Source organism: Pseudomonas palleroniana (assembly GCF_022836895.1).
In the GTDB taxonomy this organism is placed as follows: domain Bacteria; phylum Pseudomonadota; class Gammaproteobacteria; order Pseudomonadales; family Pseudomonadaceae; genus Aquipseudomonas; species Aquipseudomonas palleroniana.
This window is the reverse complement of the sequence record NZ_CP092411.1, coordinates 1,753,474-1,771,238: the sequence shown is the minus strand read 5'-3', so window position 1 is coordinate 1,771,238 and position 17,765 is coordinate 1,753,474. Positions and strand designations below refer to the sequence as shown.

15 protein-coding genes are annotated in these 17,765 nt (G+C 61.5%); 7 read left to right on the top strand and 8 right to left on the bottom strand.

Going from position 1 to position 17,765, the window contains the following annotated elements; genetic code table 11:
• Positions 1 to 91: 91 nt before the first annotated feature.
• Positions 92 to 1,024, bottom strand: coding sequence for an iron-sulfur-binding ferredoxin reductase (locus MJP36_RS08020; protein WP_244385157.1), 933 nt, complete (start codon positions 1,022 to 1,024; stop codon positions 92 to 94).
• A 214-nt stretch (positions 1,025 to 1,238) separates the two neighbouring features.
• Here MJP36_RS08020 and MJP36_RS08015 point away from each other — a divergent pair, with 214 nt between their 5' ends.
• The 4 genes from MJP36_RS08015 (at position 1,239) to MJP36_RS08000 (ending at position 7,642) form a co-directional block, all read left to right on the top strand.
• Complete coding sequence (locus tag MJP36_RS08015) at positions 1,239 to 2,762, top strand: fumarate hydratase (RefSeq protein WP_104994706.1); 1,524 nt, start codon at positions 1,239 to 1,241, stop codon at positions 2,760 to 2,762.
• Positions 2,763 to 2,952: 190 nt separating this feature from the next.
• The gene (locus MJP36_RS08010) at positions 2,953 to 4,719 is read left to right on the top strand and encodes an ATP-binding protein (RefSeq protein ID WP_161549389.1); all 1,767 of its coding nucleotides are present in this window, start codon (positions 2,953 to 2,955) and stop codon (positions 4,717 to 4,719) included.
• Positions 4,713 to 6,038, top strand: a complete 1,326-nt coding sequence (locus MJP36_RS08005; RefSeq protein WP_244385156.1) for a sigma-54-dependent transcriptional regulator — start codon at positions 4,713 to 4,715, stop codon at positions 6,036 to 6,038. Before MJP36_RS08010 ends, MJP36_RS08005 begins: the two co-directional genes overlap by 7 nt.
• 284 nt (positions 6,039 to 6,322) lie before the next feature.
• Positions 6,323 to 7,642: an MFS transporter gene (locus tag MJP36_RS08000; RefSeq protein ID WP_060754223.1), complete on the top strand. Its 1,320-nt coding sequence runs from the start codon at positions 6,323 to 6,325 to the stop codon at positions 7,640 to 7,642.
• 121 nt (positions 7,643 to 7,763) lie between these two features.
• On the opposite strand, the gene MJP36_RS07995 is transcribed toward MJP36_RS08000, so the two are convergent.
• On the bottom strand, positions 7,764 to 8,519 hold the full coding sequence (locus MJP36_RS07995; RefSeq protein ID WP_244385155.1) for a COG4705 family protein: 756 nt from the start codon (positions 8,517 to 8,519) through the stop codon (positions 7,764 to 7,766).
• A 193-nt stretch (positions 8,520 to 8,712) separates the two neighbouring features.
• Between MJP36_RS07995 and MJP36_RS07990 the strand changes: the two genes are divergently transcribed.
• Positions 8,713 to 9,345, top strand: coding sequence for a flavin reductase family protein (locus MJP36_RS07990; RefSeq protein WP_060754225.1), 633 nt, complete (start codon positions 8,713 to 8,715; stop codon positions 9,343 to 9,345).
• Between the two features lie 117 nt (positions 9,346 to 9,462).
• Here the strand turns inward: MJP36_RS07990 and MJP36_RS07985 are convergent, their stop codons facing one another.
• Positions 9,463 to 9,741, bottom strand: coding sequence for a hypothetical protein (locus MJP36_RS07985; protein ID WP_244385154.1), 279 nt, complete (start codon positions 9,739 to 9,741; stop codon positions 9,463 to 9,465).
• 8 nt (positions 9,742 to 9,749) lie between these two features.
• Positions 9,750 to 10,091, bottom strand: coding sequence for an antibiotic biosynthesis monooxygenase family protein (locus tag MJP36_RS07980; RefSeq protein WP_060754227.1), 342 nt, complete (start codon positions 10,089 to 10,091; stop codon positions 9,750 to 9,752).
• A 328-nt stretch (positions 10,092 to 10,419) separates the two neighbouring features.
• On the opposite strand from MJP36_RS07980, the gene MJP36_RS07975 reads away from it, so the two are divergent.
• Positions 10,420 to 11,349 carry an AraC family transcriptional regulator gene (locus MJP36_RS07975; RefSeq protein WP_060754228.1) on the top strand — a complete coding sequence of 310 codons (930 nt, stop codon included), beginning with the start codon at positions 10,420 to 10,422 and terminating at the stop codon, positions 11,347 to 11,349.
• Positions 11,350 to 11,411: 62 nt separating this feature from the next.
• On the opposite strand, the gene MJP36_RS07970 is transcribed toward MJP36_RS07975, so the two are convergent.
• The 4 genes from MJP36_RS07970 to edd all read right to left on the bottom strand — a co-directional run bounded on the left by MJP36_RS07970 (position 11,412) and on the right by edd (position 16,526).
• Positions 11,412 to 12,881, bottom strand: coding sequence for an ATP-binding protein (locus MJP36_RS07970; RefSeq protein WP_198760556.1), 1,470 nt, complete (start codon positions 12,879 to 12,881; stop codon positions 11,412 to 11,414).
• Positions 12,871 to 13,605 carry a response regulator gene (locus MJP36_RS07965; RefSeq protein ID WP_060754230.1) on the bottom strand — a complete coding sequence of 245 codons (735 nt, stop codon included), beginning with the start codon at positions 13,603 to 13,605 and terminating at the stop codon, positions 12,871 to 12,873. The genes MJP36_RS07970 and MJP36_RS07965 overlap by 11 nt, the downstream gene beginning before the upstream one ends.
• Before the next feature lie 141 nt (positions 13,606 to 13,746).
• On the bottom strand, positions 13,747 to 14,703 hold the full coding sequence (locus MJP36_RS07960; RefSeq protein WP_060754231.1) for a glucokinase: 957 nt from the start codon (positions 14,701 to 14,703) through the stop codon (positions 13,747 to 13,749).
• On the bottom strand, positions 14,700 to 16,526 hold the full coding sequence (edd, locus tag MJP36_RS07955) for a phosphogluconate dehydratase (RefSeq protein WP_090368818.1): 1,827 nt from the start codon (positions 16,524 to 16,526) through the stop codon (positions 14,700 to 14,702). The genes MJP36_RS07960 and edd overlap by 4 nt, the downstream gene beginning before the upstream one ends.
• Before the next feature lie 221 nt (positions 16,527 to 16,747).
• Here edd and gap point away from each other — a divergent pair, with 221 nt between their 5' ends.
• The gene (gene gap / locus MJP36_RS07950; protein ID WP_244385153.1) at positions 16,748 to 17,749 is read left to right on the top strand and encodes a type I glyceraldehyde-3-phosphate dehydrogenase; all 1,002 of its coding nucleotides are present in this window, start codon (positions 16,748 to 16,750) and stop codon (positions 17,747 to 17,749) included.
• Positions 17,750 to 17,765: the final 16 nt, after the last annotated feature.

Genomic DNA, 17,765 nt, shown 5'->3' with positions numbered 1-17,765 from the left:
TGAATGTGTTCACAAATCACAATGTGGGGGCTTGCTCCCGATGAGGCCCACCCAGACAACACACCTTCACCGCAGCAGCGCAATTCAGCCCTCAACCACGGGGCACAAACACATCGGCCAGCAGTTGATTGCGCGGTAAGCCGGCCAGGAACAGCCGCTTGGAAAACTCCTCGACACTGGCAGGATGCCCGCAGAGTAGAGCCAGCGTTTGCCGCGAACCAAGCCGCAGTTGCGCCAATGCCTGGGCCAGCTCAGCCGCCGTCCATAGTTCCACAGTCAAGTTGGGATGCTGCGCGGCCAGCTCCGCCAGGGGACCGGCCAAGTAATGAGCCTGCGCATCATGGGCCAGGTGAATCACGCGGATGGCGCCTTGATGATCCTGGCGCAACGCCTCACGCAGCACGCCCCACAAAGGCCCCAAGCCGGTGCCGGAAGCCAGCAGCCACAACGGCCGGGTGTGCCAGTCGGGATCGTATTGCAGTGCTCCCCCGCGCAACTCGCCCAATCGCAGCACATCGCCCACCTGCAACTGCCGGGCAATATCGCTGAACTCACCCGGCTGGCGGCAATCGAGGTGAAACTCCAGGAACGGATCTTCCTGGGGCAAGCTGGCCAGGGAATAGGGGCGCGCTACCTGCCCCGCCCACAACACCAGATGTTGCCCGGCCCGATAACGCAGGCCGTGTTCCGGTTGCAGACGCAGGCGCAGCACATTTGTGTTCAACCAGTCGGCGCCCACCACCCGGGCCGCCAAACCGTCACGCAGCGGATCAAAGGTCTCAACCTCAAGATCGCCGATAACCTGGCACTGACACGCCAAACGCCAGCCGTCCTGGCGTTGCGCCGGGCTCAAGGCGTCTGGCTGCTGGTCGTCGACCTGTCCCAGGCATCGCACCAGGCACGCATGGCAACTGCCCGCCCGACAACTGTAGGGCACGCCCACACCCGCCTGGTTCAGGGCATCCAGCAGGTTGCTGCCGGTGGTGACCGACCAGTGGCGCTCACCGACGTACAGTTCAGGCATGGGAGGACTCAATCATAAGGGGCACACAGGGAATCACGCCTGCGACAGTTTGACCATAGTCGGGTGTATCGGCCACCGTGCCGGGTTATACTGCCGCGCCTTTTTAGCGTCGCGCCTGCACCACTTTGGCGTGCCTTGGAAAGGTGGTTTCAGCCGACCGATGCAACACTGAAGCCACCTTTATTGAATGTTCCCTTATAGAGGAGCGCGACTCATGACCGTGATCAAGCAAGACGACCTGATTCAGAGCGTTGCCGACGCCCTGCAATTCATTTCCTACTACCACCCCGTTGACTTCATCCAGGCCATGCACGAAGCCTACCTGCGCGAAGAATCGCCAGCGGCTCGTGACTCCATCGCCCAGATCCTGATCAACTCGCGCATGTGCGCCACCGGCCACCGCCCGATCTGCCAGGACACCGGTATCGTCACCGTGTTCGTGCGCGTGGGCATGGACGTACGTTGGGATGGCGCCACCATGGGCCTGGACGACATGATCAACGAAGGCGTGCGTCGCGCCTACAACCTGCCGGAAAACGTCCTGCGTGCATCGATCCTTGCCGACCCGGCAGGCGCGCGCAAGAACACCAAGGACAACACCCCGGCCGTGATCCACTACTCCATCGTCCCGGGTAACACTGTGGAAGTGGATGTAGCAGCCAAGGGCGGCGGTTCCGAGAACAAGTCGAAGATGGCGATGCTCAACCCGTCCGACTCGATCGTCGACTGGGTACTGAAGACCGTTCCGACCATGGGCGCCGGCTGGTGCCCTCCGGGCATGCTGGGCATTGGCATCGGCGGCACCGCCGAAAAAGCCGCCGTCATGGCCAAGGAAGTGTTGATGGAATCCATCGACATCCACGAGCTGAAAAAGCGCGGCCCGCAGAACCGTATCGAAGAGATGCGCCTGGAGCTGTTCGAGAAGGTCAACCAACTGGGCATCGGCGCCCAGGGCCTCGGCGGCCTGACCACCGTGCTCGATGTGAAGATCATGGACTACCCGACCCACGCCGCGTCCTTGCCGGTGTGCATGATCCCCAACTGCGCCGCCACCCGTCACGCCCACTTCGTGCTCGACGGTTCCGGCCCGGCATCGCTGGAAGCGCCACCGTTGGACGCCTACCCGGAGATCGTCTGGGAAGCCGGCCCGTCGGCCCGCCGCGTCAACCTCGATACCTTGACCCCGGAAGAAGTGCAGAGCTGGAAGCCGGGCGAAACCGTATTGCTCAACGGCAAGATGCTCACCGGTCGCGACGCGGCGCACAAGCGCATGGTCGAGATGCTGAACAAGGGCGAAACCCTGCCGGTGGACCTCAAGGGCCGCTTCATCTACTACGTCGGCCCGGTTGATCCGGTGCGCGAAGAAGTGGTTGGCCCGGCAGGCCCGACCACCGCGACGCGGATGGACAAGTTCACCCGTCAGATCCTCGAACAAACCGGCCTGCTGGGCATGATCGGCAAATCCGAGCGCGGCCCAACCGCCATCGAAGCGATCAAGGACCACAAAGCCGTGTACCTGATGGCCGTCGGCGGCGCCGCTTACCTTGTGGCCCAGGCCATCAAGAAGTCGCGCGTCGTGGCTTTCGCCGAACTGGGCATGGAAGCGATCTACGAGTTCGAGGTCAAAGACATGCCGGTCACCGTCGCGGTGGACAGCAAGGGCGAGTCCGTCCACATCACCGGTCCTGCCATCTGGCAGAAAAAGATCAGTGACAGCCTGGCGGTAGAAGTCCAGTAAGCCCGTAGTGAGCGGGCTTGCCCCGCGCTGGGTGGCGCAGCCGCCCTAAACCCAGGCGCCTCGGTCTTTCTGATACACCGTGGTGTCCTGATTGGGGCGGCTTTGCCACCCAGCGCGGGGCAAGCCCGCTCACTACACCCGATGGCGCATGGTATGGTGCTCACCCCTTACCGTGCCTGCCCATCACCGTATGATCGCGATCCCTCGCCCCCTTCGCCTGACTTTCTACTGCCTGTTGATCATCGCCGGTGCGCTGCTCGCCGCGACCTTCGCCACCCGCCATGCCGAACGCCAGGCCCTGGTGGACGACGCTTCACGCGCCAAACAACAGCTCACGCTGTATGGCAATTCCCTGCACACCCTGATCGAACGTTACCGTGCCCTGCCCGCCGTGCTGGCGCTGGACTCGGAAATGATCAACGCGTTGAAGGGCCCGCTGGATGCCACCACCCAGGCTGTGCTCAACCGCAAGCTGGAACGCATCAACAGTGCGGCGCAGTCCTCTACCCTGGAACTGATGGACCGCACCGGCCTTGCTGTCGCTGCCAGTAACTGGAACCTGCCCAGCAGCTATGTCGGGCATAACTACGCATTTCGTCCCTATTTCAGCCAGACCCTGAGCCAGGGCGCCGGGCGCTTTTATGCGGTGGGCGTGACCACCGGTATTCCCGGCTATTTTCTCTCCAGCGCGGTAGTGGACGAACACGAGCAGTTTCTCGGTGCCATGGTGGTGAAGCTGGAGTTCCCCGAGCTTGAGCGCGAATGGGCCCAGGGCAATGACCTGCTGCTGGTCAGCGACGCGCGCGGCATCGTATTTATCGCCAACCAGCCGGGCTGGCGTTATCGCAACCTGCGCCCGTTGTCGGACGGTGACCTCGCCGAGCTCAAGGCCACACGCCAATACGACAAAAAGCGCTTGCAGCCACTGGAGACCCAAGCCCTGCAGCGTTTCGACGACAACAGCCACCTGATGCGCGTCAATGGCCCCGACGGCAGCGCCGATTACATCTGGGAATCGCTGCCGCTCAAGGCCGAAGGCTGGACGCTGCACCTGCTGCGCAAACCCCAGCCCGCCCTTGAAGACCAGCGTAATGCCGGCCTCGCCGCTGCCGGCTCCTGGCTGGCATTGGTGTTCCTGACGCTGTTTCTGACCCAGCGCTGGCGCCTGGCCCGTTTGCGCCAGCGCAGCCGTGAAGAACTCGAACAGCTTGTGGCGCAACGCACCCAAGCCTTGCGCATGGCCCAGGACGGTTTGGTGCAATCGGCCAAGCTGGCGGCGTTGGGCCAGATGTCCGCCGCCCTCGCCCATGAAATCAACCAGCCTCTGACCGCCCAGCGCATGCAATTGGCAACCCTGCGCCTGCTGCTGGATCATGGCCGCGTGGACGATGCCTACCAAGCGCTCACCCCACTGGACGACATGCTCACACGCATGGCTGCGCTGACCGGCCACCTCAAGACGTTCGCCCGTAAAAGCCCCAGTGGCCTGCGTGAACGCCTGGACCTGGCCACGGTGGTTGACCAGTCCCTGCACCTGCTCGACGCGCGCCTGCGTAATGAGGCCATCGGCGTGGTGCTGGACCTGACCCGCCCCGCCTGGGTACGCGGCGATGCGATCCGCCTGGAACAGGTACTGATCAACCTGTTGCGCAACGCCCTTGACGCCATGGCCGATAAACCGCGCAAACGCCTGGAAATCCGCCTGCAGGCCGATCAGCAGCTGTGGCAACTGACCGTCAGCGACAGTGGCGGCGGGATTGACGATGAGCATTTGAGCTGCGTGTTCGACCCCTTCTTCACCACCAAGCCGGTAGGTGACGGCCTGGGCCTGGGGCTGGCGGTGTCTTACGCTATCGTGCACGAACTGGGCGGGCGCCTGATCGCCGGCAACCGTGGCGACGGCGCCGTGTTCACCCTGACCTTGCCTATCGCACTGGAGACACCCGACCTATGTTGAACGCGGTGATTGTGGTCGATGACGAAGCCAGCATCCGCACGGCCGTCGAGCAATGGCTGAGCCTGTCGGGGTTTGACGTGCAGTTGTTCAGCCGCGCCGAGGCCTGCCTGGCGCAACTGCCCAGGGACTTTCCCGGTGTCATCTTGAGCGACGTGCGCATGCCCGGGCTCAGCGGCCTGGAGCTGCTGGCCGAAGTGCAGCGCCGCGATGCCGACCTGCCGGTGATCCTGCTGACGGGCCACGGCGACGTGCCGATGGCGGTAGAAGCCATGCGTGACGGTGCCTACGATTTCCTCGAGAAACCCTTCAGCCCTGATACCCTGCTCAATAGCCTGCGTCGCGCCCTGGACAAACGCGGGCTGATCCTGGAGAACCGCCGCCTGCACCAGCAGGCCGATCAACGGGCACAGCTTGAATCCAGCCTGCTCGGCGTATCCCGGGGCTTGCAGACCTTGCGCCGGCAGGTGCTGGACCTGGCCAGCTTGCCGGTCAATGTGCTGATCCGTGGCGAGACCGGCAGCGGCAAGGAGCTGGTTGCCCGTTGCCTGCATGATTTCGGCCCGCGGGCGAAGAAGCCATTTGTGGCGCTCAACTGTGCGGCGATCCCCGAGCAGCTGTTTGAAGCCGAGCTGTTCGGCCACGAAAGCGGCGCCTTCACCGGCGCCCAGGGCAAGCGTATCGGCAAGTTGGAATACGCTCACGGCGGCACACTGTTCCTGGATGAAATCGAAAGCATGCCCCTGGCCCAGCAGGTGAAACTGCTGCGTGTGTTGCAGGAGCAGAAACTGGAGCGGCTGGGCTCCAACCAGAGTATCCACGTCGACCTGCGCATCATTGCCGCCACCAAACCCGACCTGCTGGAAGAGGCCCGCGCCGGGCGCTTTCGCGAAGACCTGGCTTATCGCCTGAACGTCGCACAGTTGCGCCTGCCGCCCTTGCGTGAGCGCCGTGAAGATATTCCACTGCTGTTCGATCACTTTGCCCAAAATGCCGCCGAGCGCCTTGGCCGCAGCGCCGAACCGCTCGGCGGCGCGCAATTGGGACGCCTGCTCAGCCATGACTGGCCGGGCAACGTGCGCGAATTGGCCAACGTTGCCGAACGCCAGGTGCTGGGGCTTGGCGAACCTGAGCCTGAGGGTGTCGAGGCCGGGCAATCGCTGGCCGCGCAGCAAGAAGCCTTCGAGGCTCATTGCCTGAAGGCCGCATTGACCCGGCACAAGGGCGATATCAAGGCGGTCCTGGCGGAACTGCAACTGCCGCGCCGGACTTTCAATGAAAAGATGCAGCGTCATGGGTTGGTGCGGGAGATGTTTCTCTAAGCCAGGCTTTGCGGTGCCTTTCAGGCCGTCATCGGGGGCAAGCCCCCTCCCACACTTGAGTGTGTTCACAAATCACAATGTGGCAGGGGGCTTGCTCCCGATGAGGCCTGCCGCCATAAGCGGATTTCCGCTCAGCCATCAAGAATCATCGGCAACTTTCCGCTCAAAATAATCCTGCAACCCTTCTAGACCGGGCCTTCATCCCCTTGGCACAGCTCCTGCTATAGCCGAACCAGGCTGCGCACGCGCTGCTCCATAAAAACAACTAGATGAAGGATCCTTCAATGGATAACTCCAACACCCTGCCTCTGGGGTCGGCGGCCGTGCCGGCAAAAGAGCGCACTACCTCCAGCCGGATCAAATCGATTTTCAGTGGCTCCGTCGGCAACATGGTCGAGTGGTACGACTGGTACGTCTACGCCGCCTTCTCGCTGTACTTCGCCAAGACCTTCTTCCCGGCAGGCTCCTCCACCGCGCAATTGATGAACACCGCTGCGATCTTCGCCGTGGGCTTCCTGATGCGTCCTATCGGCGGCTGGCTGATGGGCATGTACGCTGACTACAAGGGCCGCAAGGCTGCACTGATGGCCTCGGTATTGCTGATGTGCTTCGGCTCGCTGCTGATCGCCCTGAGCCCTGGCTACGACACCATCGGCATCGGCGCGCCGATTCTGCTGGTCTTCGCCCGCCTGCTGCAAGGTTTGTCGGTCGGTGGCGAATACGGCACTTCGGCCACTTACCTGAGTGAAATGGCGACCAAGGAGCGTCGCGGTTTCTTCTCCAGCTTCCAGTACGTGACCCTGATCTCCGGCCAGCTCATCGCGCTGGCGGTATTGATCGTGCTGCAACAAGTACTGACCACCGAGCAACTGTATGCCTGGGGCTGGCGCATCCCGTTCGCCATCGGCGCCCTGTGCGCGGTTGTCGCGCTGTACCTGCGTCGTGGCATGGAAGAAACCGAGTCGTTCACCAAGAAGGAGAAAGCCAAGGAAAGCGCGATGCGCACGTTGCTGCGCCATCCCAAAGAGCTGATGACCGTCGTCGGCCTGACCATGGGCGGCACCCTGGCGTTCTACACCTACACCACCTACATGCAGAAATACCTGGTGAACACCGTCGGCATGAGCATCTCCGACTCCACCACCATCTCGGCGGCGACGCTGTTCCTGTTCATGTGCCTGCAACCCCTGGTCGGCGGGCTGTCGGACAAGGTTGGCCGTCGGCCGATCCTGATTGCCTTCGGCATCCTCGGCACGCTCTGCACAGTACCGATCCTCACCACCTTGCACACCATCCAGACCTGGTGGGGTGCGTTCTTCCTGATCATGGCGGCGTTGATCATCGTCAGCGGCTACACCTCGATCAATGCCGTGGTGAAAGCCGAGCTGTTCCCCACCGAGATTCGTGCCTTGGGCGTGGGCCTGCCGTATGCGTTGACCGTGTCGATCTTCGGCGGTACCGCTGAATACATCGCGCTGTGGTTCAAGAGTATCGGTATGGAAACCGGCTACTACTGGTACGTGACTGCGTGTATCGCGGTGTCGTTGTTGGTCTATGTGACCATGAAAGACACCCGCAAGCACTCGCGCATCACCACCGACTAAAACGGTGCGAGGGGGCTTGCTGCCGAAGGCGGTGTGTCAGCCATAAATCGGTTGACTGAACCACTGCTATCGGGAGCAAGCCCCCTCCCACATTGAGTTCTATCTTGCCAGGATAGTCGGATCAGGACAGCTCTGCTGCCGGCTGACGCCCATATCGCCGCTGCGCATACGACGCCCCGGCAATCATCACCACCAGTACACCCGCCAATACCGCCGACGAACCGATGGTGCCGAAATCCAGCCCACCCTTTTCATAGGGTTTGGTAAGGAAGTCACCCAGCGTCGCACCAAACGGCCGGGTCAAGACAAACGCCACCCAGAACAACAGCACCGACGAGATCCGGGTGAAGCACTTGAGCGCCACTACCCCGGCAATCGCCGAGCCGATCAACAAGGCGCCACCGGCAAAGCCGAGCCCCGAGTCATCGGCCAGGAAGTCGCCCAGCGCGGTACCCAAGGTGTTGGAGAACAGGATGGCCATCCAGTAGAACAACTCGCCCCGGAAGGTTTGCACTTTGTTCACGTTCAGCGAGTCGCCGCTGACATGCCACAACGCGAAGATGATCATCAGGATCGCGATCAGGATCATGGAGCCCGTGGCGTAGCCCAGCCCCAGGGTGCGGTCCATGAAGTCAGACATGGTGGTGCCCGCGGTGCTGGTGGACAAAATCACGATCCAGTACAGCACAGGGTTGTAGGTTTTCGACCAGAGTTGCGTCAGCAAGGTGACGAGGAACACGCTGATCAAGATCATCGAGCTGATGGCGTAGCCAACGTTGAGGGTCATCGACAACAAATCCCCGGCGGTTTCGCCCAGGGTGGTTGCGCAGATTTTCATGACCCAGAACGCCAGGGTGATCTGAGGAAGTTTGTTCATGGTACAGAAGGCTCCGAAGCTCAGTCTTTCAACGCGCCGACTTAGAGGGGTGTCGGCCTGGCGCGCAGACTGAATGCAGAGCTGTGAAAATTCGGTGGGCAATCAATGAAAATTCCATACGGTTGATGGAAATTCAGCGCCATGCCTTGCAGTATGGCCTCCTTCCCGAAGCCAATAGCAGGAACTCCCGGTCATGTCTGACGATATCCATTTCTACGAGCCTGCCAACGGTCACGGCCTGCCCCATGACCCGTTCAATGCCATCGTCGGGCCAAGGCCGATCGGCTGGATTTCTTCCCACGATCGCGAAGGTCGCCTGAACCTGGCGCCCTACAGCTTCTTCAATGCGTTCAACTACATTCCGCCGATCATTGGTTTTTCCAGCGTCGGGCGTAAAGACAGCCTTAACAACATCGAACAGACCGGCGAGTTTGTCTGGAACCTGGCCACCCGCCCGTTGGCCGAGCAGATGAACCAGAGTTGCGCCGCCGTATCGCCGGAGGTGAACGAATTCGAGTTATCCGGCCTGACGCCGGTGGCCTCGAAAATCGTTGGCGTACCGCGGGTGGGCGAGAGCCCGGTCTCGTTTGAATGCAAGGTGACCCAGATCATTCAACTGCAGCGCGCCGACAAGCAACTGGTGCCGAGCTGGCTGGTACTGGGCGAAGTGGTCGCGGTGCACATCGCCAAGTGGTTGCTCAAGGATGGCATCTACGACACCGCCGCCGCCGAACCGATCCTGCGCGGTGGCGGCCCGGCGGATTACTTCCAGTTGGGGCCAGAGGCGCTGTTCAAGATGTATCGCCCTGGTGCCAATAGCCGCTGATGGCATGCAATAAAACCTGTGGGAGGGGGGCTTGCTCCCGATAGCGTGGGTGAAGTCAACACATGCATCGACTGACTCTCTGCTATCAGGAGCCCCCTCCCTGATCGACGGCGCTTTCTAGTTTGCGGCAGTTGTCCAAGCCAGTTGGCCGTCTTCGTCTACGTCGACCAGGTATTCAAGCTGCAGCGCGGCTGCATCGTCGGCGTCGGAGGCGGTCTTGAACTTCTGGCCATCAAGGATCTTGTGAAACCTGGGTGCGCCCATGCCATCGAGTGCCTTGACGGCGACGGCGGCGCTGTAGCCCCCTTCCCCCGGTACTACGGCGGAAACGGCTTCGTGGTGGGCAAATTGTTTACGTGCCATGTTGCAGGTCCTGGCCAATGGAAAGTCGGCCATTCTAACCCTCAACCGGCGAGTTGCAGGTACTCGCCGTAGGCATGTACGGCAGATGCATCGGTGAAGGTCTGGAAGTCCATGCTGCGCACTACCATGTCGTTCAACAACTCGGTAAAGATCATCAGGGCCGGCGAGTTGAAGTAGGCGCTCATCGCCTGTTCGCTACTCCAGAAACCCGAGATCAGCCAGACATCGGGGTCGACCTGGGAATGCTGCAACGAAAACTGCAGGCAACCCTGAGCCTGACGGCCCGGTTCGATCAAACTGCTCAAGCGTGCACCGAGTTCGGTGCTGCACCCGGTACGGGCACGGATAAAGGCCATATGGCTCGCGGGAATGGGGGTGGACATGTTCGACTCTCCCGTTGAGAAGTGATACTCGGCAAACACGCTGAGGGCGTGTTGCCACAGGATCAAAGATAACGGCGCGGGTGCAAACGCGGTTAGTCAATTCCTGCAGGCTTATTGCACAATCCTGCGAGAAGCGTAGATAAGCCACTCGGCCCGCAGGTCGTGTTCCAGGCACACACTCAGTGTTTCAGGGAGATGACGGGCCTTGCGCTTGCCTGATTCACGCCATATCGCAGGATCAGGCAAGGATTGTGCAGAATCGACGTAACACTTTTTGAAAAGCGCCCACTAAGCTGAGCCCATCGAAGAAGCGTGTAGAGGTCACTCCATGTCGTCGCCTGAACATCCGCTGATTCCCCTCGATGCCGAGATGGAAAAGCAGCGCGCCGAACTGGCCAGCATCGTGCAACGCCATACCTGGGAAGACGGTTCCTATGGCACGGCTATCACCTCGCTGTATCTGAACCGCCACAACACACCGCGCGATTTCATGCCGGTGCTGGTGGAGCCGGCCTTGTGCATCCTCGCCAGTGGCAGCAAGGAAGTCCGCCTGGCCGACGAAATCTTTGCCTACGACCCACTCAACTACCTGGTGTTCTCGGTCGCTATGCCCGTGGCGGGCCGGATCATCGATGCCACGCCGCACGATCCCAACCTGTCGGTACGCATCAATATCGACCCGGCGCAGCTCACCGCCCTGATCGCCGAGGCCGGGCCGATGGGCGTGCCCTCGCGCCCCACCTCCCGTGGCATGTACGTAGACCGCATCGACAGCCAACTGCTCGACGCGGTGCTGCGCTTGACGCGCCTGCTGGACTCGCCCAAAGACATCGCCATGCTCGCGCCATTGATCAACCGCGAGATCCTCTATCGGCTATTGCGTGGCCCGCAGGGCTATCGGCTGTATGAAATCGCCGTCGCCAACAGCCAGAGCCATCGGGTCAGCCAGGCAATCACCTGGTTGAACGGCAACTACGAACAACCGCTGCGTATCGATGACCTGGCCAAGGAAGTGAACCTGAGCGTTTCGACCTTGCACCATCGCTTCAAGGCGATCACCGCGATGAGCCCGCTGCAATATCAGAAGCAGTTGCGCTTGCAGGAAGCGCGGCGGCTGATGATCGCCGAAGGGCTGGAAGCGTCGGCGGCAGGGTATCGAGTCGGGTATGAAAGCCCGTCGCAGTTCAGCCGCGAGTACAGCCGGTTGTTTGGGGCACCGCCTTTAAGAGACCTGGCCCGATTGCGCCAGAGCATCTGAGCCCATGCAGATCAAAAATGTGGGAGGGGGCTTGCTCCCTCCCACATTTTGACCTCATGTATTCAGTCCAATCCACGAGGCAGTTGCAAGGTCACCCGCAGGCCACCCTCACGCAGGTTCTGCAGGCTCACCTCCCCGCCATGGCTGTGTGCGATGTTGCGCGCAATCCCCAGGCCCAGGCCATAGCCCTGTTGCTGCCCGGCCAGACGGAAATGCGGTTCGAAGACTTGTTCCAGGCGCTGCTCCGGTACGCCGGGGCCTTCGTCGTCGACGTGCAGGATAAAATCCACGCCATCGTCCTCGATATGCAAGTGAGCTTTCTGCCCGTACTTCAAGGCGTTGTCGATCAGGTTGCCGATGCAGCGCTTGAGCGCCAGCGGCTTGCCCGGATAAGGCGCCAGGGCACGGCCGTCCTGGGTGATGCGGCCATTGCCATTGGGCGCCAGGTACGGCTCCACCAGGCAATCGAGCACGTGATTCAAATCCACCGGTTCGATGTTCTCGTGGATGTCAGTGTCTTTCACACATTGCAGCGCGCCCTTTACCAGCAGCTCCAACTCATCCAGGTCGCGGCCGAATTTGGTTTGCAGGTTCTCGTCTTCCAGCAGCTCCACGCGCAGGCGCAAGCGGGTAATCGGCGTGCGCAGGTCATGGGAGATCGCGCTGAACAACTGGCTGCGCTCGGTCAAGTAACGGCTGATGCGCTCACGCATGGCGTTGAAGGCACGCCCGACTTCCACCACTTCGCTGCCGCCGCCTTCGGCTACCGGCTCCACATCGGCGCCCAGGGACATGTCCCGCGCCGCCCGCGCCAGGCGCTTGAGCGGCCTGCTTTGCCAGTGCACCAGCAGGCCGATGAACAGCAACAGCAAGCCGCTGGTCAGCACGATAAACCACACCTGCTGGGCCGGCAGGCCCTGTTCTTCCAGGCTGGTATAAGGCTCGGGCAGCAGCGAGGCGATGTACAGCCACTCACCGGGCGCAAGCTGGATCTGGGTCACCAGCACTGGCGGGTTCACCGGCTCCAGGGTCAGTGCGTAATGCGCCCAGGAGCGCGGCAGTTCATCGAGCTTCAAACCGGCGTTGAAAATCCGCAGGTCTTCGGCACTGACGAACTCCACCGAGATATGCACATCGGCGCCCAGGGTCTGGCGCAGCACTTCATCCACGGCCTCAAGCACGGCCTGTTTGCGCGGCGTCTGCGGCAATATCGCCATGTCCAGCGGCCGGTCATTGAGGGTCACCACGAAACGGGTGCCGCCCATGCTGCGCAGTTGGTCGAGCACCAACGGGCGATAGGCCACGGGCAACGAGCGGAAGTAACTGACACTGGCGGTCATCGAATGCGCCAGGCTACGGGCACTCGTGACCAGGCCTTCAAGCTGGGTAGCGCGCAATTGCGAGACCCAGATCACGCTGGACAGTGCCTGGGCAAACAGCACCACGAGCAGGGTCAGCAGCAACATGCGCCCCAGCAGCGAACGGGGTACGGGAAAGCGGACGCGGCGCTCGGTCAGACGCTCAGTGGGCATTGCCGGCAACCACGCTGGCTGCCAGTTGATAACCGCTGCCACGCACGGTGCGGATCAGCCGCGGGGGTTTCTCGGTATCGCGCAGGCGCTGGCGCAAGCGGCTGACCGCCATGTCGACGATACGGTCCAGCGGCATCAGGTCGCGGCCACGGGTGGCGTTGCCGATGGTGTCGCGGTCGAGAATCTGTTGGGGGTGGTCAAGGAACAGCTTGAGCAGGGCAAAGTCGGCGCCGGAGAGGATCACCTCCTCGCCATCCACATGGAACAGGCGGTGGCTGATCATGTCCAGCCGCCACTCGTCAAACGCCAGCACATCACCTGCGCCGCTGCGCTCCTGGCCAAACTGGGCACGACGCAACAGGGCCTTGATCCGCGCTTGCAACTCGCGGGGGCTGAAGGGCTTGCCGATGTAATCGTCGGCGCCCAGCTCCAGGCCGATCACCCGGTCGGCTTCGTCGGAACTGGCGGTCAGCATGATGATCGGCACCTGGGCCTGACGTGGGTGCTGACGAACCCAACGACACAGGCTGAAACCGTCTTCGTCGGGCAGCATCACATCAAGAATCACCAGGTCGCATGGTGCCTCGCTCATGGCCTGGCGGAACCCCGCACCATCCGACACGCCACGGACTTGGAAACCGGCGCGGCTGAGGTAGGTTTGCAGCAATTCGCGGATTTCCTGGTCGTCGTCGACGAGGAGAATCGATTTACTGATTACGCTCACGGGGTCCTCCTTGTAGTTATGGCCAAGCTTGAGTCATGTGTTGCTTAGGGCCACCATCGGGAGCAAGCCCCCTCCCACATTTTGAATGTATTCACACATCAAAGTGTGGGAGGGGCTTGCCCCCGATGAGGCCATCAAGGTCTATGCAAAAGCCTGCTCAAGCGCCACACCCGCCCCGGTCAACCCGGAATACGGCGCGGTCACCAACCACACCGGAATACCTTTGAAGTAGTCGCTCATGCAGCCTTTGTCACTGAAGCTCTTGGTAAAACCACTGTTGATGAAGAAGTCGGCAAACCTCGGGATCACCCCGCCCACGATATACACACCGCCGCGCGCGCCGGTGGTCAGCACGTTGTTGCCCGCTACGCGGCCCAACCAGATGCTGAACTGGTTCAAGACTTCCACGGCCACCGGGTCACCGGCCAACCCCGCCGCCGTAATGGCTTCGGGCGTGTCCAGCACCGGCGTATGGCCATCCACCGCACAGATTGCGCGATAGACACGCGGCAGGCCAGCACCGCTCAGGGCGGTCTCGGCGCTGACGTGGCCGATCTCATTGTGGATGTGCTGCCACAGCTGGGTTTCACGCGGGCTGCTCAGGGGCAGGTCGACATGGCCGCCCTCCCCCGGCAACGCCGCCCAACGGCCGCCCCCCAGATCCAGCAACGTACCGACGCCAAGGCCAGTGCCCGGGCCGATCACCACCGCAGGGCGAAACGCTTCCGGCGTGCCTTCGCAGACCACGCGAAATTCGTCGGGCTTGAGCCGTGTCATGCCCAGGGCCATGGCCGTGAAATCATTGACCAGCAGCAGGTTATCCACCTGCAGGGTTTTACAGAATGCAGTCTTGCTCAGGCGCCAGTGATTGTTGGTGAATTTAAATTCATCACCGCTCACCGGCCCGGCGACCGACAGGCACACCGCGCCGATGTCGCCGATTTGCAGGCCCTCTTCCTTGAGGTAGACCATGATGGCCGCCTCAGGGCTTGAGTGATCCGCCGTGGCGTGCACCCGGATCGAATGCAGCTCCTGATCCTGCCACAACGCAAAACGGGCGTTGGTTCCCCCGATGTCACCGACCAGCGCAAGCTTCACTTAAGCGTCTCCAAGGCAGAGGTAAAGGCGCTGGCGCCCTGCTCTGCGGAGCTTGCGGCCAAGCGCATAAATGCAAACAGTTCGCGACCAGCCCCCACGTTGTTGCCCAACAGGCCCGTGGCAGGTGTGCGCGCTGCGAATTCTTCGGCGTCCACCTTAAGCTCCAAGGTGCCCTTCACGCCATCCACGCGAATGATATCGCCATTCTGCACCCGCGCCAGCGGCCCGCCGCTCTGTGCTTCGGGGTTGACGTGGATCGCGGCAGGGATCTTACCCGAGGCGCCGGACATACGCCCGTCCGTGACCAGTGCCACTTTGAAGCCTCGGTCCTGCAGCACGCCGAGGAACGGGGTCATTTTATGCAATTCCGGCATGCCGTTGGAGCGCGGGCCCTGGAATCGCATCACCGCGACAAAGTCCTTTTCCAACTCGCCGGCCTTGAATGCGTCGGCCAGGTCCTGTTGGTCCTGGAACACCACGGCCGGCGCTTCGACGATTTGATGCTCCAGGGCCACGGCCGAGACTTTCATCACCCCACGACCGAGGTTGCCTTCCATCACGCGCAAACCGCCCTCGGCCGAGAATGCACGGGCCACGGGACGCAGGATGGTTTCATCGAGGCTCTCGATCGGGCCGTCGCGCCAGATCAACTCGCCGTCGACCAGGAACGGCTCCTGGGTGTAGCGGCTCAAGCCCTTGCCGGCCACGGTGTTGACGTCTTCGTGGAGCAGGCCGGCCTCAAGCAGTTCGCGAATCAGGAACGACATGCCGCCCGCCGCCTGGAAGTGGTTGATATCGGCCTTGCCGTTTGGATACACGTGGGACAGGGTCGGCACTACCTCGGAGAGATCGGCCATGTCCTGCCAGGTGAGAATGATGCCCGCCGACATGGCGATGGCCGGCATGTGCAAGGTGTGGTTGGTAGAACCGCCGGTCGCGTTGAGGGCAACGATGGAGTTGACGATCGACTTCTCATCGACGATCTCGCCGATCGGCATGAAATTGCCGTTGGCCTTGGTCAGGCGCGTCACTTGATGCGCCGCTTCACGGGTCAGTGCGTCACGCAGCGGCGTGTACGGGTTGACGAACGAAGCGCCCGGCAAGTGCAGGCCCATCACTTCCATCAGCAACTGGTTGGTATTGGCGGTGCCGTAGAAAGTGCAGGTGCCGGGGCTGTGGTAGGACTTCATCTCCGATTCCAGCAGCTCTTCGCGGGTGGCCTTGCCTTCGGCATAGCGCTGGCGCACATCGGCCTTCTGTTTGTTGGAAATGCCCGACGGCATCGGCCCGCCCGGGACGAAGATCATCGGCAGGTGACCATAGCGCAGCGCGCCCATCATCAGGCCAGGGACGATCTTGTCGCAGATGCCCAGCATCAAGGCGGCGTCGAACATGTTGTGGGACAGCGCTACCGCCGTGGACATGGCAATCACTTCGCGGCTGAGCAGGCTCAGCTCCATGCCGGGCTCACCTTGGGTCACACCGTCGCACATGGCGGGGGTGCCGCCGGCGAACTGGCCGACCGAGCCGACTTCACGCAGGGCTTGCTTGATCTGTTCAGGGAAATGTTCGTACGGCTGGTGTGCCGAGAGCATGTCGTTATATGAGGAAACAATTGCCACGTTGGCGGCATTCATCATACGCAGACTATTTTTATCTTCAGCACCGCAGCCGGCCACGCCATGGGCAAAGTTGGCGCATTGCAGCTTACCGCGCATCGGACCGTCGCTGGCGGCGCCGCGAATGAGCGCAAGGTAGGCCTCGCGGGTGGCGCGGCTGCGGGCGATAAGCCGTTCGGTGACCTCAAGAACGCGGGGATGCATGTGTAGAACTCCAGGCTAACGGATGTGGCGACCCTCGTTCCTATGTTGACCAAACGCCCGCAGCTCATGGGATGGCAGGGTGTCGTTCGGATCATCGGACCAGTTGATTCAGGTCACTCGTTGTAGATTGAACAAAATATTGCCACTAAAAAGGCTTGTTTTCTATTTTTATGCGAATAATCTTGTAATTCTTACAACAAATCGACGACAGGCACTTTCCAATGACTCTTCGCATCGCAATCAATGGTTTTGGCCGCATCGGCCGTAATGTCCTGCGCGCACTGTATACCCAAGGCTACCGCAAGGATTTGCAGATCGTCGCCATCAATGATCTGGGCGACAGCGCGATCAATGCCCACCTGCTCAAATACGACACCGTGCATGGCACTTTTGAAGCAGAGGTCGCCCACGATCAGGAAAGCCTGACCGTCAACGGCGACCGGATTGCCGTCAGTGCCATTCGCAACCCGGCCGAACTGCCCTGGGCCGCGCTGAAAATCGATGTGGTGTTCGAATGCACCGGCCTGTTCACCGACCGTGCCAAGGCTGCCGCCCATGTTACCGCCGGTGCGCGCAAGGTGATCATCTCCGCACCGGCCAAAGGCGCGGACGCCACCGTGGTCTACGGTGTGAACCACGACATTTTGCGTCAATCCCACCAGATCATCTCCAACGCCTCGTGCACCACCAACTGCCTGGCACCGGTCGCCCAGGTGCTGCATCGCGAGCTGGGGATCGAAAGCGGCTTGATGACCACCATTCATGCCTACACCAACGACCAGAACCTGACCGATGTCTACCACACCGACCCGTATCGCGCGCGTTCGGCCACCCAGAACATGATTCCGAGCAAGACCGGTGCGGCCGAAGCCGTCGGCCTGGTACTGCCGGAACTGGCAGGCAAGCTGACCGGCATGGCGGTCCGTGTACCGGTGATCAATGTGTCGCTGGTCGACCTCACCGTGCAGTTGAAGAAAGAAGCCACCGCCGAGGAAGTCAACGCACTGCTCAAAGAAGCCAGCCAACACTCGAAAATCCTCGGCTACAACACCTTGCCGCTGGTTTCCAGCGACTTCAACCACAACCCGTTGTCGTCGATTTTCGATGCCAATCACACCAAGGTCAGCGGCAAGTTGCTGAAGGTGCTGGCGTGGTATGACAACGAATGGGGTTTCTCCAACCGTATGCTGGATAACTGCCTGGCGCTGTGTAACGCCGAATAAGGCGACCTGCAGGTTC